Raw genomic sequence first — 25976 nt, 5'->3', positions numbered from 1 at the left:
TTACTCCAGGCCGCAGCCATTATTGATACGAAGGTTTCTGCCCATCGCCGGACGCCACGCGTTGCTCGAACGCACCGACGGCGTTGCCGCCCAGCGCAACAAACAACTGCACGGTGTCGAGGTACTGCGCGGTGTTCACGCGGATCTGTCCCAGCAGCGCCTGCTCATAGGCACGCTCCGCTTCCAGGACCTGGAGGATGCTGTTCTCGCCTTGCGCAAAGGCTTGCCGGTTCAACTGCAAACTGGACTCGGCCGCTCGCAAGGCATCGGTCTGGGCCTGGTGTTCCTCGGCGTCATGGTTGATCGCCTGCAAGGTGTCGGCGACCTGCCCGAACGAGGTAATGACCGTTTGCCGGTAACCGGCGAGCGTCGCCTTGTAACCGTCGACGGCGGCCTGCTGCTGTGCCTTGAGCGTACCGCCATCGAACAGCGGCCCGGCCAACCCGGCAGCGAAACCCCAGAGTGCCGCGCCGCCATTGCCCGAAGCCGCCTGCGCCAGGGACGCCGACAACGTAACGTGGGGATAGAGGTTGGCCGTCGCCACACCCACCGCCGCGCTGGCCATGTGCAGTTGAGCCTCGGCTTGCAGCACATCCGGGCGGTCGTGGGCCATTTCCGAAGGCAGGCTCACCGGCATGTTCGACGGCAAGGCAAACTCACTCAAGTCGAAGTCGGGAGCGATCCAGTCCGCCGGCCCCTTCCCCGTCAGAATCGACAGCGCATGGCGCGCCGCATCGCGCTGCTGAGCGAGGGGCGGCAACAGCGTGCGGTCCTGGGCGAGACGGGTCTCGGCCAGCGACACATCGATCTGCGTGGTGGAACCATTGAGGTGGGCCATGCGCACCAGCTCAAGGTTCCTCGCGTCATTGGCCAGCAGCTTTTCCACGGCTTGCATCTGCGCGCTGGCGGAGGCCACCAGCAACGCCTGGCTGGCGACATTGCCAGTCAGGGTCAGGTACGCCGCTTCGTAGCGGTGTTTTTGCAGCTCGGCAAACGCCTGCTGCTGTTCAACCAATCGCTGGTTGCCGCCGAACACATCAAGGTCGAAACCCACCCGCGGTCCAATCGCATAGAAATTGGAGATGGTGGGCTCCTTGGTGTTGTGCACCCGTTGACGACCAGCCACGGCGCCGAAATCGACCTGCGGATACAGCGCCCCCTGCGCCGCCGCAACAGAAGACGCCGCTTGCCGGATCGTGGCATCGGCGGCCACCAGGTCCAGGTTGCCGTCGATGGCTCGACGAACCACGTGGTCGAGTTTCTGCGAGCGAAAGGCCGTCCACCAGTCGCCACTGACTTTCTTGCCCAGGTCGATGCGTGGGTCAGCGCCGCGGGCAAGACGCTGCTCGGCTTGAGGGTCATAGTGCTGCGACGAACTCGCCGTCGGTGTTTGATAGTCGGGGCCAACGGTGCAGGCCGTCAGGAATGCAAGCAGCGACAACCCCGCGATCTTCGTTTGCAGCAGATATCTGTTGATGACCAGCGCATAAGCATTCATTTGGCAAACTCCACGAAAACTAATTGGCCGCAACGGGCTTGCGAAGAAACAACACCAGCGGGCTCACCACCAGCATCACCACCAGCAAAATCTTGAACTGGTCGATCACGGCGATGAACGCGGCCTGGCCGGTGATCATTTCGTTGAGCCCGCCAAGCACCTGCAAGGGCGCCGCAGCCAGCGAATGCGCGGCGGCACGGTACGGCGTCAGGTTGCTGGCCAGCGCCATGTGCATCGCCTGGGTGTTGTTGAAGAAGAACAGTTGGACGATCGCCACCCCCAGCGTGCTGCCGTAGACCCGGGCCAGATTGAACAGGCCAGTGCCTTCGGGGCGCAGTGTCGGGTCGAGCGTACTGAACGCGACCTTGGTCACCGCCGGCATCAGCATGCCCAGGCCCGCGCCCTGGATCGCACCGGCGACGGCCACGGGCCACTCGTCCATCAGCGGCGAATAGCCGAGCATCAACCAGTTGGCGTAAACCACCACCGCCACGCCTGCCGCCACGAAGGGACGACGGTCGAAGCGCTCGGGAACCCGGCTCATCAGCAGAAAGGCGCCGACCAGTCCCATGCCACGGGGAATCGTCAGGGCACCGGTGGTGTCAGGCGGGTAGCCGAGAATCTCGTCCAGCATCGGCGAGGTCAGGGCCATGGTCGACAACAGCACAAAACCGAGGGCGAAAAAGATCACCGTCGACAACACGAAGTTGCGGTCCTTGAGCAAGCGTTTGTTGAGGAAATGCACGTTCGAGGTCAGCACATGCACCACGAACAGGTAGGTTCCCAGCGCAGACGCCACGGCTTCCAGCCATATTTCGGGCGAGGCGAACCAGTCCAGGCGCTCACCACGGTCGAGCAGCATTTGCAGGCTGATCATGCCAAGGGTGAAAGTGCCAAAACCGAAGAAATCGAACGCCGGAGGTTTCTCGGCCTTCTTCTGCGCCAGCAACAGCGCTACCACCAGGAAGATAAACGCCGACAGTGGCACGCTGAGGTAGAACATCGGCCGCCAGCCAAAATGTTCGGCGATCCAGCCACCGATACTCGGGCCGCTGACGATGCCGAACAGCACAATGGCGGTCCAGCTCGCGCCAAACTTTGCGCGTTTTTCCAGTGGCAAGGTTTCCGTGGCAATTGCCATCGACAGCGGTGCCAGCACGCCACTGGCGATGCCTTGAACGATGCGCGCACCCACGAATTCCAGCGGTGTCGTCGCTGCCGTGGCGAGCAACAAGCCAAGGACGAACACTGCCAGCGCCGCCTGATACACCAACTTCAAGCCAAAGCGCCCGGCCAGCCACTGCGCGAGCGGCATGCTGATCGCACTCGCGGCCAGGTACGCAGTGAAAATCCACCCCGCCTGATCGTCGCTCATCGACAGGCTGCCCTGAATCAACCTGAGTGCCGAGTTCGGCAGCGGCAGGTTCGCCGACTGCATATAGGTCGCCAGCAAGGCGGCCAGCCTGAGCGAGCGCGCCCCCTCCCCACCGGGGCTTACCATCGATTGGGCGTTCATCAGAAGTTACCTGCGGTCAACAACGCCTTGAGCGGATGCCACCAGGGGCTGCTGAATCGGGTGTCGATCCTCACCGTGGCGCTGGTCCCGGAGAACAGCGGCAACGCCGGGTCCACTTCGTCGAGCTCGAGCCGTACCGGCACCCGCTGCGTCACCTTGACCCAATTGCCGGTCGCATTCTCCGGCGGCAGCAGCGCGAAATCCGACCCGGCCCCCGGGCTCATACTGGTAACGTGGGCCTTGAACACGCGATCCGGGTAGGTGTCGATACGGATGGTGGCCTCCTGGCCCGGGCGCATGTGGGTCACGTCGGTTTCGCGGAAATTGGCCTCGATCCAGATCTCGTGACCGGACAACAAGGCAAAAGCCGGCGCGCCGTTGTTGAGATGGTTGCCCACTTGCAAGTCGTCGACCTTGGCCACGATGCCATCCTGCGGCGCATACACCGTGGTGTACGAGAGGTACAACTGCGCCTCGTCGAGCTGCGCCCTGGCCTCACGCACCGTCGGGTGGCTGTCGGCATCGATGTCCGGATTGCCGTTCAAGGCCACCACGGTGCTGGCGATCTGTTGCTCGATGGACGCGATCCGTTGCCGCGCCACCTTCACGTCGGTGTCGGCCCGCTCGTAAATCGACTTCGAAACGAACTCGGTCGCGACCAGTGCTTTCTTGCGGGCAAAATCCTTCTGGTCGAAGTCAGCCGATTCTTTCGCCGATTGCAGTTCAGCCTGTTGTTGGCGATAGCTGGCCTTGAGCCCGTCGATACGCAGCCGCGCCACGCTCAGTTGCGCTTGCGCACGGTCGACGGCGATCTGGAACGGTTTCGGGTCGATCCGGAACAACACCTGGCCCTTGTGGACCTGCTGATTGTCTTCGACAGCGATGTCCACCACCTGCCCGGAGATCCGCGCATTGATCGATGCCTTCGCCACCCGGGCATACGCGTTATCGGTCGACACATACGCCTGCCCCGACACATGGTGGGCATAGCCCAGCGCCGCGAACAGGATGGGAACACCCACCATCAGCCAGGGACGCAACCTCTGTTTCAGCGGTTTTGAGGTGGGTGCGCCGAGCGGGTTCGGGCCAGGCTGCCCGAAGGTTTGTGAAGCCGGGATATCGAACGATTTGGTCATGATCGAGTACGCCTTTAGCCGGGTAATCGGGCCGGCGTCGGCAACAAGCGCCGGCGGCCCGGATGTCAATAAATGCTGGAATGAAGCAAGCCCGTGCGCGGTCAGGAGGATCGCTCCCACCGCGTCGGTTTCGTCGCCGCAACACTCAGTTCGAGCCCGGCTACAACAAACCCTGGATCAAGGAATTTCTGATTCCTTAATTTTGTGCGATGGTGTAAGAATATCCCTCGACCCACCTTCCCACAAGGTTTTTGTACGACATGGCACAAAATAAATCGACAGAGGGCAAAGGCCGCGGCCGCCCTCGGGCCTACGACCCGCAGACAGCCTTGCGGCAGGCACTCGGTGTGTTCTGGAACACCGGCTATTCCGGCGCGTCGCTGGACAGCATCGCCACCGCCGCCGGCATGAATCGCCCCAGCCTCTATGCGGCATTCGGCGACAAGCACGCGCTCTATATCAAAGCACTGGAGCAGTATTGGGAGTTTGCCGCGGCGGCCATGCACGAGGCGCTGACGGACCTGGATCTGCCGTTGGCCGAGGCCTTGCAGCGTTTCTACGAGGGGCAGTTATCGATTTACTTCTCGGGAGACGGCCAGCCCCGCGGTTGCTTCGCCATCGGCACAGCAACCACCGAAGCCGTTGAGGACCCGCAGATTCGCGCGGTGCTTTCCGACCGCTTGAGCCGGCTGGATGCCGATCTGGAAATTCGGCTGCAAGCGGCCATCAATGCGGGTGAGTTGAAAGGCGATGCAGACCCGACCGCCCTTGCCGTACTCGCCTCCTCCCTGCTGCATAGCATTTCGATCCGTGCGCGGGCCGGTAAATCCCGGGCCGAGCTGACGGAACTCGCACGGCAGGCGATCAGAGTGATCTGCGGTGAGTGAAAAAGTCGAAGATATTCTTGCCGGGCAGTTGGCCGTGATCTTTTGCGGGATCAATCCCGGAATGACTGCCGCTGCCCAAGGGCACCATTTTGCCGGACGCGGCAATCGCTTCTGGCGCACGCTCCATCTCGCCGGGTTTACCCCCGAGCAAGTGCAACCGGAAGACGATCGGGCGATATTGCGCTACCACTGCGGGTTGACCGCGGTGGTCCAGCGGCCGACGGCCAGTGCGGATCAGTTGTCCTTGCACGAGTTCACCGCTGCAGCTGCGGAGTTCGAACAGAAAATCGCCCGCCATGCGCCGCGTTTCGTGGCGTTTCTGGGCAAGGCGGCGTATTGCGCGCTGTCCGGTCAGCGCGACATTGCCTGGGGCCTGCAAACCAAAACCTTCGGCAATGCCTCGGTCTGGATCCTGCCCAACCCCAGCGGGAGAAATCGTGGGTTCAGCCTCGAGCAACTGGTAACGGCTTACCGTGAACTGCGGCTGGCCGTCGACGAACACCGGCGGGGGTAATCACGTCGGCGGAATCGTCGCCAGCACACCGATCAGAATGGTCAACAGCAGAAAACCGCCGAGAAAAATCGTCATCTTGGCCATGCGGCCTCCCACGCTATGAATTGGCGGTACAGAGGCGCCGAGCGCTGCCGTACCGGAGATTTATTGTGGGCTGGCGGCTGTATCCGTTACAGAGGCAGATTGCGCTGAAAAATACGGATCAGATCCGCTTTTACGCTGTGCTTTCGGGCGTATTGCACAGAGGATCTTGCGGGCGATGTCCACAAACGGCGTGACGATCAACCCCTTCATCGTCAGGTAACGCTCGTGATCCTGTTCCCCGGTGCCGAAATGGATGGCCTCGGGTGTGGACCGGGTGACGTAGAGGGTGCCGAACATCCAGTCCCACAGCGACAGATTGATGCCGAAGTTCTTGTTGAAGTGTCGCGGCGCATCGCTGTGATGAATCTGGTGTTGCGCCGGGCTGCTCAGTACCCGCTCAAGCACCGGTCCGAAGGAGAACCACACATGGCTGTGACGCAGGTTGGCCGCCAGGGCATTGAAGATGAACACCATGTAGGTCACGCCAAACAAGGTATAGCGGCTGATCTCCCCACCGCAGGCGTACCAGAAGACCCCGGCAAACGCGCCGACGCAGACGGTATCCGTCAGTTTCTCGACTACCTCTTCCAGAAAATGCACACGGCTGGCCGTCGCCGGCACCAGCACGGGCGCCGAATGATGGACTTTGTGGAAGGCCCACAAATACCGCGAATGAAAAGCGCGATGACCCCAGTAGTGGCTGAAATCCTTGACCAGAAACACGCCCAGCCCATAGAGCAGGGTCAGCGCCAGGTGCTCCTCCACTTGCGTGCGCGCGCCCCACAGGTGGGTGAAGAACGCGATGTAGTCCGCTGAACGCAAGACATACGGATCGACCAGGCCGACGATGGGCAGCACCAGGGCAACCTTGAGAATCGCGAGTACGAAGTAATAGCGATAGTCGAGCAACGCCGAGCGGTGCAGGTAAACCCGGCGGCCGCCGATGAACTGTCCGAACGAGCGTGCGTCGGTCAGGCCCCGGGATTTGCGCAAGCGGAACAGGCAATAAGCGACGCTGTAAGACATGCAGAGAAAGGATAGACCGAGTCTGCCGTTGAAGTCGAAAATGCCCAGGAACTGCCGGGTGACCGGCTCGATCACCCACTGGGATAAATAAAGATGGATAACGGCAAGAACATCCATACCGGGCTGCCCGACGTAAATGGAAGGGCAATTGTAAATGAGAATGAGTCTTTAGTGTGTTGAATTATGCCAAGTCGTTATCCACCCAGCGCAATAATTGCCAGGATCAGTACGGCCCCCACGACGGCCATGATCACCCCCCCCTGCCATTGCGTGGCACCAGCGTATTTGGCGAGCATCCAGCCGGCGATGAACAGCACCACGAGGCCGACCAGGTTGGACAAGCGGATGGCGAGTGCCGTCTGATCGAGCAATATGAACGGCACCACCAGCGGGAATGTCGAGCACACGACCAACAGGAAAACACCGAGAGCACCCTTGAAGTCGTTCCAGCCGAGGCCGGCCCTGGTTGGCAAGGGAGGCTGCTCGAGCAGGCGACGGCGCAACAATTCCAGGCCCTCGCTGCCGGCCGCCACCGCGAATTGCAACGGCAACACTTGGGCAATGAGCGCCTGACCGGCCGCGGCGTCCGTGCCATTGCGCAGGGCGAGGTACAGCTTGATCCTGCGCGTGCGTTCGACCAGTGCGCGCAACAGGTACATGACCGCATCGGCCAGCCCCCAGGCGAGATTGCAACCGAGTGCGGCAATCATCATCGTGCGCTCGGCGGCCTGGTCTGCCGTGGCCACACTGATGGTGCCGGTGAACGTCATGGCCATCAGCAGGCCGAAGATCACCTCGGTAATGCGCTCGACAGGGTCAAGTACAGGCACCCTTTCGAATTGACTATTGCCTGGCATGATTTCACCTCGCTGGGGTCTGCCTGCACGATACCGGTCGACGCTTCGGCCAGGCACCGGTCGCTCAGGCTGGATATCCGCGTTCCCGTCAAGTGTAGATTGAACGGCTACACTCATGCGCACACGTCACCTGTTTCAAAAGGAGTGATTCATGCTTGATTACTTCGCGCTGGGCATACTGATATTTGTCGGGCTCGTCTTGTTCTACGGGATCATCCTGCTCCACGACATCCCCTATGAAATTGCCGTCCACCGCAACCACCCTCACCAGGATGCGATCCACGCCACCGGCTGGGTCAGCCTGTTCACCTTGCACGCACTCTGGCCGTTCCTGTGGATCTGGGCGATGGCCTATCGGGAGGACCGGGGTTGGGGTTTCAGTGACGGACATTCAGCAAAAAGTCATGTGGTTCACCTCGAACAACAGGTTGCCGAACTGCAAGGGCGGATCGAGCGCCTCGAGGCGGCAACCGGCACTGCACAGAGCAGACTGCCAACGGACAATCTCGGCGAGGGCCTCTGAGCCATGGATCTTTTACTCATTCTGACGTATGCCGCACTCTGCGTTGCCATCTTCAAGATCTTCCGCATCCCCCTGAACAAATGGACGGTGCCCACGGCGGTGCTGGGCGGGATCGTGATTATTGGCGCGCTGATTTTCACGATGAACTACAACCACCCTTACTCCGAGGTGGCACGCTCCTATTTCGTATCGGTTCCGGTAATACCCGTGGTCAGCGGCCAGGTGATCGACGTGCCGGTCAAGACCAACCAGCCCCTGGAAAAAGGCGATGTGCTGTTTCGCATCGATCCCACGCCTTTCGAATACCGTCTGAAATCCCTCAGGGCACAACTGGTTGTCGCCCAGGCCGATCGCGCCCGGATCACCGAACTGATCAAGCGTAATTTCGCCACCCAACGGGAACTGGACGTCGTGGTCGCTCGCAGTGATGACCTGAAGGCACAACTGGACAACGTGCAGTACGAACTCGACAACACCACGGTCCGCGCGCCGAGCAAAGGCTTCGTCACCCACGTTTCGTTGCGTCCAGGCATGATGGCGACCAAGTTGCCGCTGCGCCCTTCGATGGTCTTCATTCCCGCCGAAGGGCATTACTTCGCCGCGTGGATGCGGCAGAACAGCCTGTTGCGCCTGACAGAGGGCGACGAGGCCGAAGTCGCTTTCGACGGCATTCCCGGGAAGGTGTTCGAAGGCAAGGTCAAAAACGTGATTTCGGTCATCGCCGAAGGCCAGGTTCAACCGTCGGGCACGCTGATCGGCTTCACCGGTTCACCACCGGCCGGCCGGGTTCCGGTGATCATTGAAATCACCGATCCCGACTATGCCCAGTACGCCGACCAGATGCCCGGCGGGGCCTACGGCCAGGCGGCGCTGTACAGCCAGCATTTCCATCACATCGCGATGATGCGCAAGATCCTGCTGCGCATGGCTGCATGGATGAACTACATCTTTCCGTTCCACTAACCCTGCAACGATAGCAACTGGCTCAATCCTTGGATTGGGTCAGTTGCCGATTCAGTGAACCGACCTGATCGCGCAGTTGCAGCGACTGATCGAGATCGGTCGACAATGCTCTAGCCGGTGTCACCCCTTGGTCAGATCAACCAGCGGCGTCTGCCGCACCTCAGTCTCCCGCCCACCCTGAATCTCGCTTACCTGCTTCAAGGCCTTATCCACAGCCGCCTTATCCGCCAACAAGCTGTAGCTGATGCGGAACTGCTTGTGTTCCTTCGGCCCAATTGTCGGTACCAGGTTCAGTGGCCGCTGATAACGGCGGTTGTAGGAAAAACTTGTCCCCGGCTCCAGCCCCGTGACATAGCCCTGGCCTTGGGTATCGGTGTTTTTCCACAGGGAAAACACGGGCAGTGTCTGAGTGTTGAAGCCGACCGAAACGCCCAGGCTGCCGGCCTTGTTATGCAACACGGTCAACGTATCGCCCTTGGCATCGGCATACGGCACCACGTTGTAAACCGTTTCGTCGTAGTCCTTGGTCGGTGCGCGGTAGGTTTGCCAGCCGGGCAGATCGCCCTTGGCCTTGTCGTTGAACGGCGACACCTGTTTCACCGGCGCAGCGAAACGAGCGCCCTGCTCCAGGAACGGGGTGCTGAAGTTACTGTGATACAGCGCCTGGTATTCCTTCGGATAGTCGCCGTTGTTGGTCAGGGTGTCGTTGAGGGCGAACACTACGCTGCCGGGTTCGGTGACCAATTCGGTCGCGACGGAGAAGTCGACCTTCTTGAACGCCTGCTCTTTCAGTTCGCCGTGCAGGGTGATGGCGTACGGTGGTTTTTCATCGATGTGCAGGGTGACTTTGTTCGCAGGAATGTTGGCGGCCCGACCGTGCAGGGTCAGCAGTTCGCCATTGTCGACGCCGGGGTGGCCGACCCATTCGTAACCACAGCGGGTGACCAGCTCATTGAAACCTTCCAGCCAGCCCAGACCACCGCGGCCATTGAGTTCGATGAAGGACGGATTGACCACTTCCTTGACCGGCGAATCCCAGCCCATGCGCACATTGCCGACCGAGGCCTGCAAGACGTTCATTCCGCGAGTCGGCACTACCGAGAGTTTCATCGTGCCGTTATCGATGTCGACGATGCTGACGCCCTCCTGCCGACCGCCGTGCAAGGTACGCAGGGTAACGCTGAAGGGTTTGTCGGTTTTTATGCCGAGTTGCTGGCTGGTGATCTGCCAGTTCCGGGCGGCTTTGTCGGTGTCGAGCAGAACGTAATCCCAGGCCATGGCGTGGGAGGCAGCGGACAGTGCGCTGAGGGCAACAAAGAGTTTGAGCGGGGTCATGGCAGCAGCCTTTCTTGGAGTTGTGCCATTTTTATAGACTTGATGAAACGTTTCAGCAAGCTTAAAAGCGACACAACGCCGGCAAATGCCAAGAAAGATTTGGGACAAACCGGAAAATTGAGTCGATGCCATCGCGAGCAGACCGCTAAGGCGCTGGGTACTTTCACGCAACGTGCCGTGAAAAGTGCTCAGTTGATCGGCCAGTAACCGCGCCTCGCTCGCCAGATGCTCTTCGCGGGTGGCGAGGTTGGCAGCGTCCAGCGAGCGCAGGGCAAACACTGTACTGCCGCTGATAGCCGAAAGCAGACCTTCGTGAATGTCCGCTATCCCATAGCTGCCATTCCTAATGTGGACGTAGAGTCCAGCAGTGCGATTGAACCAATCAGAAACTGGGGCGATCCCCGTCCGGATTAGCGGGCGCTCACTTGATTTCGACCCCATCCTGCAATGTCGCTTTCACGTCACTACTCATTTGTGGTTACCCCAGGGGGGTAATTACGTGTCGCTCTACCGCGCTCCATACTCTGGCCAACCCTGGCGGATTGGGCCCTTACTTAACTGTGCAAGGAACAGAGATGAAGATTGAGTTGGTGCAACTGGCTGGCCGTGACGGCGATGTCGTTCACAACCTCGGACGTACCTTGGAGGCCATCGCTACCTGCGCGGCTGACACGGATCTGTTGATCTTCCCGGAAACCCACCTGACGGGATTTGTCGATGCCGAGCAATTGGCGAGTGTGGCCGAACCCTTGGATGGCCCCACCTTGCAGGCCGTCGAGCAGTTGGTGCGCAAGCGTAATGTCTCGGTCGTCGTCGGCATTGCGGAGAATGATGGCGGCATCTTTTACAACACCTCGGTACTGATGACGCCCGAAGGTATCGCCTTGCGCTACCGCAAGACCCACCTGTGGCCATCGGAGCGTGGTCTGTTCCAGCCGGGTGACCGCTATGTCACGGCATTGTGGAAAGGCGTGCGTGTAGGCATCCTGATTTGCTACGACATCGAACTCCCGGAAAGCGCCCGCGCCCTCGGACAGCTCGGCGCCGAGCTGATACTGGTCACTAACGGCAACATGGATCCCTACGGCCCGGTCCATCGCACGGCAATCATGGCTCGCGCCCAGGAAAACCAGGCGTTTGCTGTCATGGTGAATCGGGTGGGAGAAGGGGATGACGGCCTGGTGTTCGCGGGGGCCAGCGCAGTGGTCAATCCGTTCGGACAAGTAATGTTTGAGGCCGGCCGCGAGGAGTGTCAGCAGGTGGTCACACTTGACCTTGACCAGCTCAAGGAGTCCCGTCGGAATTACGACTATCTCAACGACCGTCGCCTGCATCTGACAGGTGTACAACTTGAGCATACGGACGGTCGTCGCGAGCTGCTGATTCCTTGAGTCGCTCGAAATCTTTTCCCCAGTAATACGTTGTTGATCTTGCCGATGTCGGCCCTGCCATATAAATCTAACAATCAGCAGACGCAGCGCTGTTTTTTTAAACAGCGCTACCGCTCCGGAGTCTCCAGATGAACCCGAAAGTCGGTTTACAGCTAGTCCTTGCCTCACTGTTGAGTACAAGTATCCTCTGCACTGAGGCTGCTGAGCCCCAGATGAATATCTACAGCTGGTACGACTTTATCGCACCGGATGCGACGAAAGATTTTCACAAAGAAACCGGCATCAAAGCGACGTATGACTCGTTCGATAACGCCGATGTCATGCAAAGTAAAGTCATGGCCGGTCGTAGCGGGTATGACGTGGTGATTGCTACTGATGGGCTGTTGCCGAACCTGATAAAGGCCGGTGTCCTCAAGGAAATAGACCGCGCGCAATTGTCCAATTATCACCATCTCAACCCGGATATCCTTGCCAAGTTACAAGCTAACGATCCAGGTAATCGATACGCAGTTCCATATATGTGGGCTACCACCGGGATTGGTTATGATGCGGACAAGGTCAAGTCGATCCTTGGTCCGGATGCTCCGGTCAATTCATGGGATCTGATTTTAAAAGAGGAGAACCTCGCCAAGTTAAGCCAATGCGGCGTGGCCATGCTGGACGCACCGGGCGAGATTTTTCCGATAGTAATGCATTACCTTGGCCTGCCCTATAACAGTCAGAATCCTGAGGACTTCCGCAAAGCTGAGGCGCTGTTGCTGAAGCTGCGCCCGTACATCCGTTACTTCGACTCATCTAAATTCAGCGCTGACCTGGCCAATGGTGACGTCTGTGTTGTGCTCGGCTGGGCTGGCGGAGTTTTCGGGGCACAAGAGAGTTCCAGACTTGCTGGTAACGGCCGCAAGATCATCTATAGCATTCCTCGCGAAGGTGCTCCGGTTTGGGTGGAAAACCTTGTGCTGCTTAACGATTCCCCGAATCCGGCGGAAGGAATGGCCTTCATCAATTACATGCTTCGCCCTGAGGTCATCGCTAAGTCCTCCAACTATTTGGCATATCCGAACGCCAACAAGGACGCCACCGCGCTGGTCGAGGAGAATATTCGCAATAACCCTGACGTTTATCCGTCGAAGCAGGTTTTGGATACTCTGTTCCCGCTGGAGCCGATATCGCTGAAAATGGAGCGTGTACGTACCCGTCTCTGGAGCAAGATCAGGACTGGCAGTTGATCGTATCTGCAGAAGGACGATCAGGGGCCATTGCTCGCACTGCCCTGGAAATCCACAGTGACTGCTCCTGGCCGATTTCTGCTTGCCACGACCGGCTGAAACCGCCCCATTTCAGGCACTCCCCAACGACTGTGATCGGGACTAAGCTGCCTGCCGAAAACGGTATCAAATGCAGACTGACCGATCGTCACCAATTGGATCAAAGCCAATACATGAGCGCAATGGTATACAACAAGCCGATGCTGAGGGTGATAATCAGGTAGATCAACACTAGCATCAGAGGCTGACTCCACATGACACACCTCCTATAACCACGGATCGCTCTCTCCATTGAACTGATCTAACCTAGAATCACTTTACACTCCGTACCTAGGTACAGAATCAAGGGGCGTGCGATGGAGACAGGGCTGAGTATTGGCATGTTGGCGGAAGCTGCCGGGGTGAACGTCGAGACTATTCGCTATTACCAGCGACGTGGCTTGCTGGTTGAGCCGCCAGAGCCGTTCAGCGGTTATCGATGCTATCTACCGGAACAGGTCAAACGTCTGCGCTTCATCAAGAGGGCGCTGGTGCTGGGATTTACGCTGGATGAGGTGGACGCACTACTGACACTGGATGCGGCCTGCACTTGTAGTGAGACTCGGGCACTGGCCGTGCACAAGCTGGCCCTGATCGAGCAAAAGATGGCCGATCTTGCCGCCATGCGGCAGGTGCTGGGCGGACTGGCCCTGATCGAGCAAAAGATAGCCGATCTTGCCGCCATGCGGCAGGTGCTGAGTGGACTGGTGCAAGAGTGCGGTGCAGGCGACGGCGGGGCCGTTTGCCCAATCATCGATGCGCTGAACAGGGAGTGATGGCACACAGATCGGGATAAATGACCTGCCCCTGTTCTGAGGCAGGCCGGTTTGCGTTCGATTCACTTCAGATACCACCCCCAGGGTTCGCCGTTGTAGCGGGTGATCTGCTTGGTTTCCAGGTAGTTGTTGTAGCCCCACTCCCCTAATTCGCGACCAATGCCGCTCTGCTTGTAACCGCCCCAGGGTGCCTCGACGAAGGTTGGTTGCGAGCAGTTGACCCACACGATGCCTGCGCGAAAACCGCGAGCGACCCGTTCGCAGCGCGGGATATCCCGAGACATGACAGCCGCCGCCAACCCGAACGGCGAGTCATTGGCCAGTCTGACCGCTTCCGCTTCCGTGTCGAATGCGCGCAAGCACACCACCGGGCCGAAAATTTCCTCACGCCATACCGAACTGTCTTCGGGAACATCCGCGAAAATCGCTGGCGTCAGGTAATAACCCTTTTCCGGATAATCCGGTCGCACACCGCCCGAAACCAGCCGCGCCCCCTCTTGCTGACCGGCTGCAATCGCCGCCAGCACCTTGTCCAGTTGCCCCTGGCTGACCAGCGGCCCGAGCTTCACCCCGTCCTCGAAGCCCTGGCCAATCTGAATCTGCTTGGTAGCAGTAATCAGACGCTCCAGCAGTGCCGGGTATAACGCGCGCTCCACCAGCACCCGCGAAGTGGCTGAACAGACCTGGCCCTGGTTCCAGAAGATCCCGAACAGAATCCACTCCACGGCGGCTTCAATGTCGCTGTCGGCGAAGATCACGAAGGGTGATTTGCCGCCCAGTTCCAGGCTGATGTTTTTGATATCGTTCGCAGCCGCCTGCATGATCTTGCGTCCGGTCGGCACACTCCCGGTGAAGGCGACTTTGTCGACATACGGGTGTTTGGCCAGCGGCGCTCCCGCCTCGCGCCCCAGGCCAGTGATCACGTTCAGCACCCCGGCCGGCAATCCTGCCTTGTCGGCGATGCCCGCCAGTTCGAGAGCAGTCAACGGCGTCAGTTCGGAAGGTTTGAGCACTACGGTGCAACCTGCCGCCAGCGCCGGGGCGACTTTCCAGGAGGCCATCAGCATCGGGAAGTTCCACGGGATGATCGCCGCAACCACACCGAGCGGTTCCTTGATCACCGATGACGTGAAGCGCGCATCCGGCAGATCGATCGACTGTTCACTCTGTTGATCCGACTGCTCGGCCAGCCCGGCATAAAAGTCGAAGCAACCGGCGGTGTCGGCGATGTCCCACAATGCTTCCGGCAACGGCTTACCGTTGTCGCGCACTTCGATGGCCGCCAACTCATCCTGACGGTTGCGGATACCCTCGGCGATCCGGCGCAAGACCTCGGCCCGTTGTGCGCCGGACCAGCGCGGCCAGTCCCCTTCATCAAACGCCGAACGCGCAGCCGCAACCGCCCGGTCGACGTCCTCGAACGTGGCAGAAGCGACCCGCGCCAGAACCGACTCGTCACTCGGATCGAGCGTGTCGAAAACACCGCGTTGAACCGGGGCGACCCATTCACCGTCGATGTACAACCGCTGATAGTCACCCATGGGACACTCCTTGATCCGCCGGTGTCGACGCTGTTGGTACAGCTGTTCGGCGACCTGCAATTGCTCGCGGTCATTGACCCCGAGTACGTCGTTTTCATCCACTTCCACCGCAGTAACCGTCAGCCCCGCCTCGTTGGCCACCGCCACCGCATCGGTGAGGTAGAACTCACCCTGGGCGTTCCGGTTGCCGATACGCTCCAGCAGCCACAGGCAGGTATCGGCGCGCAGGCCCATGACACCGCCATTGCAGAAGTCGATGTCCAGCTCCTGTGGGCTTGCATCTTTGGCTTCGCGGATTGCACGCAAACGCCCCTGCTCCATCACCAGCCGTCCGTACGGCCCCGGTCGTTGGGTGTGGAAACCCGCCACCGCCACGGCCGCTCCATCGATCAATGCCCTGCGTAAACGGGCCAGGGTCTGCGGGGTAATCAAGGGTGAGTCACCAAACAGCACCAACACACAGCCCTGTTGCTGTTGCTGTTCGTGCGCCTGCAATACCGGTCGGGCCGCGAGCACCGCGTGGGCCGTGCCCAGTTGTTCGTGTTGGGTAAAGACCTGCGCCGTCGGTGCGACCTGTTGCAGGTACTCGGCCACCTGCCCGCCGCCAGCGCCCACCACCACCGCCCGTTGCTCGATACCCGCCGCCTCCACCGCCGCCAGCACATGGCCGAGCAGCGGCCGATTGCCCACCGGATGCAAGACCTTGGGCAGCGGCGAACGCATCCGCGTGCCCTGCCCGGCCGCCAGAATCACCGCCAGCGTCGGCCAGCCAAAGTTGTCGCTCATCACGATCCTCCTGTGTGCATCCCGGCTTCAGGCCGGATCGCGAAAGAACACGTCGTCGGCATACGGGTACCACCAGTCCTGAATCTTTGGCTGATGGTCGATGATGACCATTTTCGAGCGGCGGAACGCTTCCAGCCCCTGACGCCCGAGTTCGCGCCCAAGGCCTGACATCTTCCAGCCGCCGAACGGCAGCGCATCGTTATCGATCAACGGATTGTTGACCCAGACCATCCCCGCCTCCAGACGCTCGGCGGCTTCCATGGCTTCGGCCAGATCCGTGGAAAACAGTGAGGCGCCAAGGCCGAACGGCGAATCATTGGCCAGCCGCACCGCCTCGTCGAAATCGCTGACACGACAGATCGCCGCCACCGGGCCGAAGCACTCTTCCTGAAGTATGGCCATGTCGCCAGTCACCCCGGTGAGGATGGTCGGCTCATAGAACCAACCCACGCTGTGTCCGGGTGGAATCCGCCCGCCACAGACCACTTTCGCACCCTTGGCCACAGCGTCATCGACCAGGCGCATGACCTTATTGCGCGCTGCTTCGCTGACCATCGGCCCGATCTCCGAACGCTCCAGGCCATGGCCAATGCGCAAGGCCCGGGTACGCTCGGCGAACTTCGCGACAAATTCGTCATGGATCTCGTCAACGACATAGAAGCGCTCGGCCGACGTGCAGATCTGCCCGCTGAGATGGAATGCAGCCGTCACGGCACCCGCCGCCGCGACATCCAGCGGTGCATGTCTGGAGATGATCAATGGATCGCTGCCACCGGCCTCGATGACGCAAGGTTTCATCCGTTCGGCGCAGGCCACGGCCACGGCTTTGCCCGCCGCGACACTGCCGGTGAAGGCCACGGCGTGGGTTTGCGCTGACTGCACCAGTAACTGCGCGGTCGCAGCATCACCCGGCACACAAGACACCAGTCCCGGCAACAACGCGGTGAAATGCTCCATGAACTTGAGGGTGCACAGGGTCGTGGCTTCCGCCGGTTTGATGATGCAGGCGTTGCCCGCCGCCAGCGACGCAGCGACCGTCCAGCACATCAACAGGATCGGAAAGTTGAACGGCATGATGTGCACGCTGACGCCATACGGCTCATAACGCACATGCTGGAAGGAGCCGATCTGCGTGGTGCCGGCGACCTTGCCGGCATCGTCCCGGGCCATTTCCGCGTAGTAGCGAAAGATCGGCGCACAGTTGGCCAACTCGCCCATGGCCTCGGGAAACGGCTTGCCCATTTCCAGGGTCATCAGGCGTGCGACTTCGCGGTTGCAGGCCACGTTCTGCTCTATGGCATTGGCCAGTTGATGCAGGCGCGCGGCGCGGCTTTTCGCATCGACCACGCGCCATTGTTTTTGCGCGGCGGTGGCGGCATCGATGGCGGCTTGTACGTCTGCTTCGCCACACAAACCAACCTGCCCGACCGGTTGCAGGGTCGCAGGGTCGAGCACCTGGCGCACGCGGCCATCGCTCAGCGGCAGGAACTCGGGATTGATGAAACGCAAGGCAGAATCGCTGTTAAACGTGGCCATGGGATGATCCTTGAACCAATCGATAAGGGGTTTCACGCAATGTCGCCAGGGTCTTGGTGGGCAACTCATCGCGCCAGCCCGGCACATGCCGGTCGAGCCATTCACGCAGGGGCGCAAAGGCCTCGGCGTCCAGTGCCCGAACAAACAAACCAAGGGTGCGCGGTAGATGCGCCAGGTATCCGTGCTTGCCGTCACGGCCGGCCAGGCGCACAAAAATCCCCAGCACCTTGGCGTGACGCTGGGCCGCCAGGCGCCGGTAATCTTCGAGAAAACGCCGCGCATCGAGCTCCGGGCGCTGCAACAGGTAATGATTGATCAGTGCCACCCGCAACGCCTCGGGCACATCGCGCCGGGCGTCTTCGAGCAGCGACATCAAGTCATAGGCCGCCGCCCCGACCAAGGCGTCCTGAAAATCCAGCAAGCCGCAGGCGGCGACACCTTCGCGGCCTTGCAGCAGCATCAGGTTGTCGACGTGGAAGTCGCGCAGCACCAAGGCTTCGCGGCGTTTTGCGACATCGCGGCAGGCGTCGGCAAACAACGCCAGATACTCGTCGCGCAGGGCCTGCGCCGTCTCTTTGCCGACAAGCAAAGGCACGTACCAGTCGATAAACAACCTGTACTCGTCCGCCAGTCGCTGCTCGTCGTAAGGCGCCAGCTCCGCGGCTGGCGCTGCACGATGCAACGCCACCAGCGTATCGACCGCCAGGTGATACAGCTCCGACTCCGGATGCCCGGCCGCCAGCAACCGGGTGTAGGTGTCGTGACCGAAATCCTCGATCAGCGCCAGCCCCGCCTCTTCATCCACTTGCAGCAAGGCCGGCGCGGACAGGCCCAACCCTTGCAATTGCCGGGCGATCCGCACAAACGGGCCGATGGGTTCGCTATGGGGCGGCGAATCCATCAGCAACAGGCCGGCGCCGTCCAGGCGGAAGTAACGCCGGGTCGAAGCATCCGCCGGCAAGGCGACCAGCAAGGCCCCGGCGAAACCGGCGCGTGCCAGAAAGGCGGTGCGCTGGTCTTCACGGGTTGGCAATGACGCCAGTACATCTGTCATGGCGATCACCGGATCATGTAGACCTTTTTGATGGTCTCGTGGACGGTGCACACACCCTTCCAGTCCTTGCCGAAGAAGGCGGCGGTGTCTGGCTTGATCTCGATCACTTCGCCGGACTCGTGGACGTACGTGCAGCGGCCCTCGAGGAAGTGGCAGAACTCGTCGCTGGTGACATGGCAAAACCACTTGCCCGGGGTGCAGATCCAGATGCCGCATTCGGACTGGCCTTCGGGGCCTTTGTGCAGCACCACGCCAGAGACACGGGACTGGCCTTCAAGCATGGTCGGGATCACGCCCCAATCCTTGACGTCGGTGATGCTCAGCGGGTCGTACAGAAACGGGGTAGTCATGTGTTGTTCTCCAGGTTGTGTGTGTAGGAGCGAGCTTGCTCGCGATGGACGTCAACGATGACGCGTGCTGTCTGGATGATCGCGTTGTCCTGACGTTTTTCGCGAGCAAGCTCGCTCCTACAAAGGGCAGGCTCAAGCCAGCATGTACACGTTGCGCAGGGTTTCCCGGACGTCGCATTCACCGGTCCAGCCGGCCGGAAACAGCACCAGGGTGTTGGGGCGCACTTCAATCACTTCACCGTTATCGTTACGGTAAGTGGCGTGACCCGCGATGAAGTGGCACAACTCGTCCCGGGGAATCGACAGCCGCCAGCGACCGGGGGTACAGACCCACAATCCGCTTTCCGGGCTGTTGTTCGGGCCTTTGAACAGCAGACGGCCGCTGGAATGCGAGACGCCTTCGACGGCGTCGCTCTGAACGCCCCAGTCCACCAGGTCGGTGCGGCTGCTGACGGCTTCGAGGTACGGCGTGATACCCGCCGTGGTGGATGAGTCAGGCATGGTTAAGCACCTTGTCGAGAATCGCGGCCGCGTCTTGCGGCCCTTTGCGTGATTGCATGTGCGCGCTGGTGCGCTGCAAGCGTTGGCGCATCGCCTCATCGTTGAGGCAGGCGTGGAGTTTTTCCGCGAGCTGCTCTTCGCTCCATTCGTAGCGGTCGAGCTTGAAGCCGTGACCGCTTTCTTCGGCGCGCATGGCGTTGTCGTGACCGTCCCAGACGTAGGACATGACGATGGCCGGTTTGCCGAAGAACAGGCACTCGGTGAAGCTGTTGTTGCCGCCGTGGTGGATCACCGCATCGACCTGGGCAATCACCGACGGCTGCGGGAACCAGTTGGAAATCTGCACGTTGTCCGGCAGATCGGTGTATTCGTCGAGGTGCTCGCCGACGTTGAACAGCGCCCGGTAAGGCAGCTTGCCCACCGCCTCGATCAGGCGCTTGAGCAACTCGACATCACCGGAACCCAGGCTGCCGAAGCTGGCGTACAGCAGCGGCTTGTCGTTGTGGGCGAGAAACTGCGGAATCTCGTAGGGCGTGTCGTGGCGCACACAGCCTTGCAGGTAATGGAAACGCTCGGCCGGCAGCGGATGGCGGCGGTCGAACTTGACCGCATCCGGGTACAACAGCAGGTTCATGAACGGCGACGCTTCAAAGAACGTCCCCAACGGATAGGGCTCTTCACCGTGGGCCTGCAGGAACTGGTTGAAGTCCTCATGGATCGGCCCGACCACTTCTTCGAAGCGCTCGCGGAATTGCGCGTGGCCCGCCTTGTCGTCGATGCTCATGCCCGACAGGTGTGGCGGGATATCCGGGTCTTCGATCTCGTTTTCCGAGCAGGAAATGATCCGCACCCACGGCTTGCCGTATTGCTTGATCGCCGGGAACAGGATCACGTTGTCGACACAGATCAGGTCGGGCTTGACCTTGTCCAGCACCGCCGGCAGGTCCTTTTGCGCCCACTTGGCGGTTTCGACAATGGCCGCCCAGCATTCCTTGACGTAGTTGTCGATCTGATCCAGTGGCGACTTGCGGAAGTTCGGGATGTGCCCGTTGATGAAGTCGACCCAGTAACGGGCCATCTCTTCGGCCGGCATCGGCGCCGACATGTTCACCATGTGTTCTTCAAAACCATAACCGGCGTACACACCGCTCATGCCCGGGTCGGTGAGGAACACCGCTTTATGACCCAGGGCTTCACACGCCTGGGCGATACCGACTGAGTTCAGCGCCGGGCCGTAGGCGGCTTCCGGAAAGAATGCGATCACTTTCTGTTTCATCGAGTGCTGCTCCTGCCTGGTCTTTTTATTGTTCAGCGTGTCAATACGCGGGCATGCCGGGCTTGCCAGCCCAGCCGGATGGTCGTGTCGATTGCAAAATGGGCGAATTCAAACTGTGAAGACGGCACGCGCACGATCAGCGGTTTATCGCTGAGGGCTGTCTGCACGTGCAGGTTGGTGTCGAGGCCGTGGTAGGCGACTTCGACGATTTTTCCGCTGACCTGATTGGGGCAAATCCTGCCCTGCTCCGTCAGCACTTGCAGGCGCTCGGGGCGCACCACCACGGCGACGGACTGGCCGGACACCAGCGGTGCGTCGGTTTCCACGCTCAACTCCTGGCCATTCACGCGCACCGAGTGCTGGCCCGAGCGCACGCCTTCGAGCAGGTTGCTGACGCCGATGAAGTTGGCGACAAAACGGCTGTTGGGGTTTTCGTAGAGTTCGGTCGGGCTGCCGCACTGGCACACCTTGCCGCTGTCGAGCACCGCCATGCGGTCGGACATCACCAGCGCTTCTTCCTGGTCGTGGGTGACGATGATGAAGGTGATGCCGCTCTCGTGTTGCAGGCGCTTGAGTTCCAGCTGCATCTTTTCCCGCAGCTTTTTGTCGAGGGCGCCCAAGGGCTCGTCAAGCAGCAACACCCGCGGGCGCTTGACCAACGCCCGGGCCAGTGCCACGCGCTGACGCTGGCCGCCGGAAAGCTGATCGGGCTTGCGCTCGGCCAGCTCACCCAGCTGCGCAGTGCTCAGCACTTCATCGACCCGGCGGCGGATTTCGCTTTCGGGCAGGCGCTCCATTTCCAGGCCGTAAGCAATGTTCTTGCGCACGGTCATGTTGGGGAACAGCGCATAGGACTGGAACATCAGGTTCAGCGGACGCTTGTTGGCCGGCAACGGCGAGATGTCATTGCCGTCCAGGTAGATGCAGCCACCGCTGGGCGTCTCGAACCCGGCGAGCATGCGCAACAGCGTGGTCTTGCCGCAACCGGACGGCCCGAGCAACGCGAAGAACTCGTTCTCGCGGATGCTCAGCGACACCTCGTTGACCGCCAGACCGTTGCCATAAGACTTGCTGACCTTATCCAGGATCAGTACCGCAGATGAATTATTCATGGGTGCGAGGAGCCTTGTTGAGACGCTGCGAAGCCAGCAGCGCGGTGATGCTGACCAGCATCACCAGCGTCGCCAGAGCGTTGATTTCCGGAGTGACGCCGAAGCGGATCATGGCGTAGATCTGCATAGGCAACGTGGTCGAAGCCTGGCCGGAGCCGGAGTTGAAAAAGGCAATGATGAATTCGTCCACCGACAGGGTGAACGAGAGCAATCCACCGGCCAGTACACCAGGAAAAATCACCGGCAACAGCACTCGGCGGAAGGTGGTGAACCAGCTCGCGCCCAGGTCGATCGAGGCTTCGAGGATCGAATAGTCGAAGTGCTTGAGCCGCGTGCGCACCACCGCGCAGACGAAGGCAATGTTGAACACCGCGTGGCTGATGATGATCGAGTGCAGCCCCAGGCCAACCTTGAGCAGGTTGAAAAAACTCAGCAGCGCAATCGCCAGCACGATGTCGGGAATGATCATCGGCGCCATCAGCAAGGTGTCGACCACCTGCCCCTTGTCATTGCCCTTGCGGCGCAACTCGATGCCCAGCGCGAGGAACGTACCGAGCACGCAGGCAATGAAGGTGGCCGACATGGCGACGATCAAGGTGTTGAGCGCCGCCGACAGGATCGCCGTGTTGTGCGCCAGTGCCGCGTACCACTTCAGCGACACGCCGCCCCAGGCGGTGGGCAACCCGGACTTGTTGAACGACAGCAGGATCAGCACCAGGATCGGTATATAAAGGAAGGCGTACACCAGGCCCAGGTGCGAACCCAGCACGGTGGCGCTGAGAGAACGTGGCTGACTCATGAGCGCGCCCCTTCTGCACGACGGGCCACCAGGGCCTGGATGAACAACAGGATCAACATGATCGCGATCAGGAAGAAGCTCAGCGCCGCACCGAACGGCCAGTCCCGCGCCGTGAGGAATTGCGAATAGATCAGGTTGCCGACCATCTGCACCTGCTTGCCGCCCAGCAGGTCGGCGGTGATGAAGTTGCCGATGCTCAGCACGAAGACAAACACCGCTCCGGCGGCGATACCCGGCACGCTCAACGGCAGAATGATCCGGCGAAAGGTCATCCAGCCCGAGGCGCCAAGGTCTTTCGAGGCGTCCCACAGTTCGTTGTTGATCCGCGACAACGAAGAGAAAATCGCCAGGATCACAAAGGGGATGTAGTTGTAGACCAGCCCCAGTACCACCGAGGCTTCGGTGTACAGCAGGCTGATGGGTTCGCCGCTATAACCGAACAGTTGCAGCACGCGGTTGATCAGGCCTTCGCGGTTGAGCAGGACGATCCAGGCGTAGGTGCGAATCAGGTAGTTGCTCCAGAACGGCAGCATCACCAGAAACAGATACACCGCCTGGCGCCGCCGTGGCGCCCGGGCAATCGCATAGGCCGCCGGGTAGCCGATCAACACCGCAAACACTGTGGCCAGCCCGGCGATTTTCGCCGATTTGAGCAGGATGCCCAGGTACAGCGGATCGAACGCGCGCTGATAGTTTTCCCAGGTGAACAACCAGTCGATGCCACCGTAGGCACCGCGTTCGACGAAGCTGTAGACCAGCACCAGCAGGCACGGAATCACCAGGAACATCAGCAGCCAGCCAAAGCCGGGCGCAAGAAGCCAGGCCGACAGACGCCTGTCAGCATGCAAAGCACTCATTAACCCTATCCTCCCGCCTCAGGACAGAGGCGGCTTGCGAGCGTGGCGAGGCATGCCGGGCATGCCTCGGATCGACGTGGCGTTAGTTCTGCGCCGCCATGATTTCGGTGACGGCGCGGGTGTAGGCCTTTTGCGTGGTGCCGCCCAGGTCGCGCAATTGCTCCATTTTCAGCAGCTCGGCGGGGGCGATGGTCAGGTTGGGGTATTGCTTGAGCAGGTCCGCGGACAACCCGGCCATGGCCGCCTGGTTGGGGACTTTGTAGAGGATGTTTTCAGCGACCCAGGCATGGTTTTCCCTGGCCAGCATGAAATTGATGAACTTGAAGGCTTCGTCCTGGTGCTTTGAGCTCTTCAGCACCACCATGGTGTCCACCCACAGGTCGGAACCTTCCTTGGGCACCACGAACTTGATCGCCGCGTTGGCTTGTGTGCCGTAGTTGCACCAACCGTCCCAGGCGTGGGCCATCAGCGATTCGCCGGAGGCCAGCTTGGAATAGAACGTGGTGTCGTCGAAGGAGAGAATGCGTTTTTTGGTGGCGATCAATTGATCGCGTACTGCGGCGATTTGCGCGGGGTCGCTATCGTTGACCGACCAGCCCTTGGCGAGGAAACCGGCACCGAGCATCCAGCGGTCGGTGGCCAGCATCGTCACTTTGCCTTTGAGGGCATCGCTTGGATTAAGCAGCTCGTTCCAGCTCTGCGGCACCGGCGTCACCTTGTCGGAGCGATAGCAGATGCCCGTGGTGCCCCAGGTGTAAGGCACGGAAAACTGGTTGCCCTGGTCATATTCCAGGTGGGTGGCTTCGGGGTAGAGGTTTTTCAGATTGGGGACTTTGACCGGATCGATGTCCGCCAGCAGCCCCTGTTTGTGCAGGACTTCGGCGAAGGGCGAGGAAACGAACACTACGTCGTAGCCTTCACCGCCGGACGCCATCAACTTGCCCATGATTTCTTCGTTGGTGGCGTGCAGCGCCTTGTCGACGTCCACACCGCTGGCAGCCTTGAACTTCTCCAGTGCATCCGGGGCCATGTAGCCGTCCCAGATGGAAATCACCATGTCTTTCGCACTTGCAGCCTGTGAAGCGATCGCCAGGGAAACGGCCAATCCCACGCACAGAAGATCATTCAGCTTGCTCATAAATACTCACCCGACGATTGTTTATTGTTGTGTTCGAAGGCAGTACGGCAAAACGAGAAACGATTGCTGGTGTTTTTTTTTAGAAATTAGGACCAGTATCAAAAGATGTCAACGCTTTTTTCCGGCCTGACGACTGGCCAGCGCATGACATAAGATGGGCAACTGAGTCCGACAGCGGATCACCACGAGAAAAGACGCTTGAGCACGACAGCCGAAAAAAAACCGCGCACCAATCACCTGGAACTGGCCCGCCGCATCCTCGAGCACACCCAGGAAAGCGGACTGGTGGCCGGCGACCCGGTGGCTGAACAAGCCCTGGCCCGCACGTTCCAGGTTTCGCGCACGCTGATTCGCGGCGCGCTGAAAGTGCTGCTGGAAGAGAACCTGCTGAGCCATGAAGCCGGCAAGGGCTACCGATTGCTGGCCTCGCCGTCGGGCCAGGCGTTCAACGCCGCCCTGCCCCAGGCCGAGGAAGAAGAGCTGGCCGCTTCGGTACTGCGCGACCGCATGGCCGGGCGTCTGGGCGACAGCATCAGCATCAGCGAACTGATGCGCCGCTACGACATCGGCCGGCCTGCGGCGCAAAAAGCCCTGCAGCAATTGAGCGAAAGCCAGGCCATCGAGCGCGGCCCCGGCCAGTCGTGGCTGTTTCGCCCGTCGCTGAACAGCCTGGCCGCCCTCGAAGAAAGCCTGAAATTCCGCTTGATCCTCGAGCCCGAAGCCTTGCTCAGCCCGAGCTTCAACGCCGACCCGCAGCGCCTGGCGCTGTTGCGTAGCGCCATGCAAACCCTGCTCGCCCGCCCCGTGGAAGACTTCGATATCCAACAGTTTCGCGAACTGGACATCAGCTTCCACGAACTACTGGCCCAGAGCTGCGGCAACCGCTTCATCAGCGACGCCCTGCTCCAGCATCAAGGCCTGCGCCGCCTGCCGAACCTGCTGCCATCGGTCAGCGTGCACCGCCTGCAAGAAGCCCTGCGCGAACACCTGCAAATCATCGCGCAGATCGAACGCGGACAGATGGAGATCGCCGCCGACCTGCTGCGCCTGCACCTGCGCTTGAGCGCTGCGCAGCGCCCGCAAACCGCCAACCGTGGCATCCCGCAAAGCCATCTGTTTGGGCGTCGTTAAGCGCCCTGCAAAAACATGATGATTTTTTTTTGAAAATAAGACAGCATCAAAAACACCTTCAGGAGCGGCGGGTCTGACCCGC

Annotated in this window: 24 protein-coding genes and 2 pseudogenes; 8 read left to right on the top strand and 18 right to left on the bottom strand. The window is 60.5% G+C overall.

Annotation, left to right across the window (positions count from 1 at the left end):
- Positions 1-19: 19 nt before the first annotated feature.
- The 3 genes from PMI29_RS12840 to PMI29_RS12850 are packed head-to-tail and all read right to left on the bottom strand — an operon-like array spanning position 20 to position 4150.
- Positions 20-1498, bottom strand: coding sequence for an efflux transporter outer membrane subunit (locus tag PMI29_RS12840; RefSeq protein ID WP_007999071.1), 1479 nt, complete (start codon positions 1496-1498; stop codon positions 20-22).
- Positions 1499-1517: 19 nt separating this feature from the next.
- Positions 1518-3014 carry a DHA2 family efflux MFS transporter permease subunit gene (locus PMI29_RS12845; RefSeq protein ID WP_007999068.1) on the bottom strand — a complete coding sequence of 499 codons (1497 nt, stop codon included), beginning with the start codon at positions 3012-3014 and terminating at the stop codon, positions 1518-1520.
- A complete protein-coding gene (locus PMI29_RS12850; RefSeq protein WP_007999066.1) occupies positions 3014-4150 on the bottom strand; it encodes an HlyD family secretion protein in 1137 nt (378 codons plus the stop codon). The genes PMI29_RS12845 and PMI29_RS12850 overlap by 1 nt, the downstream gene beginning before the upstream one ends.
- A gap of 260 nt (positions 4151-4410) precedes the next feature.
- On the opposite strand from PMI29_RS12850, the gene PMI29_RS12855 reads away from it, so the two are divergent.
- The gene (locus tag PMI29_RS12855) at positions 4411-5037 is read left to right on the top strand and encodes a TetR/AcrR family transcriptional regulator (RefSeq protein ID WP_007999064.1); all 627 of its coding nucleotides are present in this window, start codon (positions 4411-4413) and stop codon (positions 5035-5037) included.
- Positions 5030-5551: a G/U mismatch-specific DNA glycosylase gene (mug, locus tag PMI29_RS12860; RefSeq protein WP_007999062.1), complete on the top strand. Its 522-nt coding sequence runs from the start codon at positions 5030-5032 to the stop codon at positions 5549-5551. Before PMI29_RS12855 ends, mug begins: the two co-directional genes overlap by 8 nt.
- Before the next feature lie 144 nt (positions 5552-5695).
- Here the strand turns inward: mug and PMI29_RS12865 are convergent, their stop codons facing one another.
- Both PMI29_RS12865 and PMI29_RS12870 read right to left on the bottom strand, forming a co-directional pair.
- Complete coding sequence (locus tag PMI29_RS12865) at positions 5696-6778, bottom strand: sterol desaturase family protein (protein WP_007999047.1); 1083 nt, start codon at positions 6776-6778, stop codon at positions 5696-5698.
- 77 nt (positions 6779-6855) lie between these two features.
- A complete protein-coding gene (locus PMI29_RS12870; protein WP_007999045.1) occupies positions 6856-7518 on the bottom strand; it encodes a hypothetical protein in 663 nt (220 codons plus the stop codon).
- Positions 7519-7669: 151 nt separating this feature from the next.
- On the opposite strand from PMI29_RS12870, the gene PMI29_RS12875 reads away from it, so the two are divergent.
- Positions 7670-8041: a DUF3302 domain-containing protein gene (locus PMI29_RS12875; protein WP_007999042.1), complete on the top strand. Its 372-nt coding sequence runs from the start codon at positions 7670-7672 to the stop codon at positions 8039-8041.
- A 3-nt stretch (positions 8042-8044) separates the two neighbouring features.
- Positions 8045-9004, top strand: a complete 960-nt coding sequence (locus PMI29_RS12880; RefSeq protein WP_007999040.1) for an HlyD family secretion protein — start codon at positions 8045-8047, stop codon at positions 9002-9004.
- A gap of 120 nt (positions 9005-9124) precedes the next feature.
- Here the strand turns inward: PMI29_RS12880 and PMI29_RS0130210 are convergent, their stop codons facing one another.
- Complete coding sequence (locus tag PMI29_RS0130210; protein WP_033052453.1) at positions 9125-10339, bottom strand: aldose 1-epimerase family protein; 1215 nt, start codon at positions 10337-10339, stop codon at positions 9125-9127.
- 138 nt (positions 10340-10477) lie between these two features.
- A pseudogene (locus tag PMI29_RS32645) lies at positions 10478-10687 on the bottom strand (hypothetical protein); the annotation flags it as partial.
- Between the two features lie 227 nt (positions 10688-10914).
- Here PMI29_RS32645 and PMI29_RS12885 point away from each other — a divergent pair.
- The 3 genes from PMI29_RS12885 to PMI29_RS12895 all read left to right on the top strand — a co-directional run bounded on the left by PMI29_RS12885 (position 10915) and on the right by PMI29_RS12895 (position 13813).
- Positions 10915-11730, top strand: coding sequence for a carbon-nitrogen hydrolase family protein (locus PMI29_RS12885; protein ID WP_007999037.1), 816 nt, complete (start codon positions 10915-10917; stop codon positions 11728-11730).
- Between the two features lie 128 nt (positions 11731-11858).
- Entirely contained in the window at positions 11859-12959 is a 1101-nt protein-coding gene (locus PMI29_RS12890; RefSeq protein ID WP_007999035.1) for a polyamine ABC transporter substrate-binding protein, read from the top strand.
- A 395-nt stretch (positions 12960-13354) separates the two neighbouring features.
- Positions 13355-13813: a MerR family transcriptional regulator gene (locus PMI29_RS12895; RefSeq protein ID WP_007999030.1), complete on the top strand. Its 459-nt coding sequence runs from the start codon at positions 13355-13357 to the stop codon at positions 13811-13813.
- Between the two features lie 62 nt (positions 13814-13875).
- Here the strand turns inward: PMI29_RS12895 and PMI29_RS0130205 are convergent, their stop codons facing one another.
- The 11 genes and pseudogenes from PMI29_RS0130205 to PMI29_RS12940 form a co-directional block, all read right to left on the bottom strand.
- Positions 13876-15354, bottom strand: a complete 1479-nt coding sequence (locus PMI29_RS0130205) for an aldehyde dehydrogenase family protein (RefSeq protein ID WP_033052452.1) — start codon at positions 15352-15354, stop codon at positions 13876-13878.
- Between the two features lie 294 nt (positions 15355-15648).
- Positions 15649-16140 (bottom strand): annotated as a pseudogene (locus PMI29_RS32640) (NTP transferase domain-containing protein); the annotation flags it as partial.
- 27 nt (positions 16141-16167) lie between these two features.
- Complete coding sequence (locus tag PMI29_RS12900; protein ID WP_007999027.1) at positions 16168-17676, bottom strand: aldehyde dehydrogenase family protein; 1509 nt, start codon at positions 17674-17676, stop codon at positions 16168-16170.
- Positions 17663-18730, bottom strand: a complete 1068-nt coding sequence (locus PMI29_RS12905; RefSeq protein WP_007999025.1) for an aminoglycoside phosphotransferase family protein — start codon at positions 18728-18730, stop codon at positions 17663-17665. The genes PMI29_RS12900 and PMI29_RS12905 overlap by 14 nt, the downstream gene beginning before the upstream one ends.
- A 5-nt stretch (positions 18731-18735) precedes the next feature.
- Positions 18736-19080: a cupin domain-containing protein gene (locus tag PMI29_RS12910; RefSeq protein WP_007999023.1), complete on the bottom strand. Its 345-nt coding sequence runs from the start codon at positions 19078-19080 to the stop codon at positions 18736-18738.
- Positions 19081-19212: 132 nt separating this feature from the next.
- Complete coding sequence (locus PMI29_RS12915; RefSeq protein ID WP_007999022.1) at positions 19213-19581, bottom strand: cupin domain-containing protein; 369 nt, start codon at positions 19579-19581, stop codon at positions 19213-19215.
- A complete protein-coding gene (locus tag PMI29_RS12920) occupies positions 19574-20857 on the bottom strand; it encodes a nucleotide disphospho-sugar-binding domain-containing protein (protein WP_007999020.1) in 1284 nt (427 codons plus the stop codon). Before PMI29_RS12920 ends, PMI29_RS12915 begins: the two co-directional genes overlap by 8 nt.
- 32 nt (positions 20858-20889) lie before the next feature.
- Positions 20890-21969: an ABC transporter ATP-binding protein gene (locus PMI29_RS12925; RefSeq protein WP_007999018.1), complete on the bottom strand. Its 1080-nt coding sequence runs from the start codon at positions 21967-21969 to the stop codon at positions 20890-20892.
- The gene (locus PMI29_RS12930) at positions 21962-22768 is read right to left on the bottom strand and encodes an ABC transporter permease (protein WP_007999016.1); all 807 of its coding nucleotides are present in this window, start codon (positions 22766-22768) and stop codon (positions 21962-21964) included. Before PMI29_RS12930 ends, PMI29_RS12925 begins: the two co-directional genes overlap by 8 nt.
- Positions 22765-23625, bottom strand: a complete 861-nt coding sequence (locus PMI29_RS12935) for an ABC transporter permease (RefSeq protein WP_007999014.1) — start codon at positions 23623-23625, stop codon at positions 22765-22767. Before PMI29_RS12935 ends, PMI29_RS12930 begins: the two co-directional genes overlap by 4 nt.
- A gap of 82 nt (positions 23626-23707) precedes the next feature.
- Entirely contained in the window at positions 23708-24763 is a 1056-nt protein-coding gene (locus PMI29_RS12940; protein ID WP_007999012.1) for a polyamine ABC transporter substrate-binding protein, read from the bottom strand.
- Between the two features lie 198 nt (positions 24764-24961).
- Between PMI29_RS12940 and PMI29_RS12945 the strand changes: the two genes are divergently transcribed.
- On the top strand, positions 24962-25894 hold the full coding sequence (locus PMI29_RS12945; protein ID WP_007987084.1) for a GntR family transcriptional regulator: 933 nt from the start codon (positions 24962-24964) through the stop codon (positions 25892-25894).
- The last annotated feature ends 82 nt before the right edge of the window (positions 25895-25976 follow it).

It is taken from the genome of Pseudomonas sp. GM49, assembly GCF_000282355.1.
In the GTDB taxonomy this organism is placed as follows: domain Bacteria; phylum Pseudomonadota; class Gammaproteobacteria; order Pseudomonadales; family Pseudomonadaceae; genus Aquipseudomonas.
Note: the sequence above shows the minus strand (reverse complement) of the source record. Positions and strands in the feature narration are given on the sequence as shown.

Coding starts and splice junctions, on each gene's coding strand:
- PMI29_RS12840 (WP_007999071.1), bottom strand. CDS start 1,498: ATGAATGCTTATGCGCTGGTCATCAACAGATATCTGCTGCAAACGAAG.
- PMI29_RS12845 (WP_007999068.1), bottom strand. CDS start 3,014: ATGAACGCCCAATCGATGGTAAGCCCCGGTGGGGAGGGGGCGCGCTCG.
- PMI29_RS12850 (WP_007999066.1), bottom strand. CDS start 4,150: ATGACCAAATCGTTCGATATCCCGGCTTCACAAACCTTCGGGCAGCCT.
- PMI29_RS12855 (WP_007999064.1), top strand. CDS start 4,411: ATGGCACAAAATAAATCGACAGAGGGCAAAGGCCGCGGCCGCCCTCGG.
- PMI29_RS12865 (WP_007999047.1), bottom strand. CDS start 6,778: ATGGATGTTCTTGCCGTTATCCATCTTTATTTATCCCAGTGGGTGATC.
- PMI29_RS12870 (WP_007999045.1), bottom strand. CDS start 7,518: ATGCCAGGCAATAGTCAATTCGAAAGGGTGCCTGTACTTGACCCTGTC.
- PMI29_RS12875 (WP_007999042.1), top strand. CDS start 7,670: ATGCTTGATTACTTCGCGCTGGGCATACTGATATTTGTCGGGCTCGTC.
- PMI29_RS12880 (WP_007999040.1), top strand. CDS start 8,045: ATGGATCTTTTACTCATTCTGACGTATGCCGCACTCTGCGTTGCCATC.
- PMI29_RS0130210 (WP_033052453.1), bottom strand. CDS start 10,339: ATGACCCCGCTCAAACTCTTTGTTGCCCTCAGCGCACTGTCCGCTGCC.
- PMI29_RS12885 (WP_007999037.1), top strand. CDS start 10,915: ATGAAGATTGAGTTGGTGCAACTGGCTGGCCGTGACGGCGATGTCGTT.
- PMI29_RS12890 (WP_007999035.1), top strand. CDS start 11,859: ATGAACCCGAAAGTCGGTTTACAGCTAGTCCTTGCCTCACTGTTGAGT.
- PMI29_RS12895 (WP_007999030.1), top strand. CDS start 13,355: ATGGAGACAGGGCTGAGTATTGGCATGTTGGCGGAAGCTGCCGGGGTG.
- PMI29_RS0130205 (WP_033052452.1), bottom strand. CDS start 15,354: ATGGGTGACTATCAGCGGTTGTACATCGACGGTGAATGGGTCGCCCCG.
- PMI29_RS12900 (WP_007999027.1), bottom strand. CDS start 17,676: ATGGCCACGTTTAACAGCGATTCTGCCTTGCGTTTCATCAATCCCGAG.
- PMI29_RS12905 (WP_007999025.1), bottom strand. CDS start 18,730: ATGACAGATGTACTGGCGTCATTGCCAACCCGTGAAGACCAGCGCACC.
- PMI29_RS12910 (WP_007999023.1), bottom strand. CDS start 19,080: ATGACTACCCCGTTTCTGTACGACCCGCTGAGCATCACCGACGTCAAG.
- PMI29_RS12915 (WP_007999022.1), bottom strand. CDS start 19,581: ATGCCTGACTCATCCACCACGGCGGGTATCACGCCGTACCTCGAAGCC.
- PMI29_RS12920 (WP_007999020.1), bottom strand. CDS start 20,857: ATGAAACAGAAAGTGATCGCATTCTTTCCGGAAGCCGCCTACGGCCCG.
- PMI29_RS12925 (WP_007999018.1), bottom strand. CDS start 21,969: ATGAATAATTCATCTGCGGTACTGATCCTGGATAAGGTCAGCAAGTCT.
- PMI29_RS12930 (WP_007999016.1), bottom strand. CDS start 22,768: ATGAGTCAGCCACGTTCTCTCAGCGCCACCGTGCTGGGTTCGCACCTG.
- PMI29_RS12935 (WP_007999014.1), bottom strand. CDS start 23,625: ATGAGTGCTTTGCATGCTGACAGGCGTCTGTCGGCCTGGCTTCTTGCG.
- PMI29_RS12940 (WP_007999012.1), bottom strand. CDS start 24,763: ATGAGCAAGCTGAATGATCTTCTGTGCGTGGGATTGGCCGTTTCCCTG.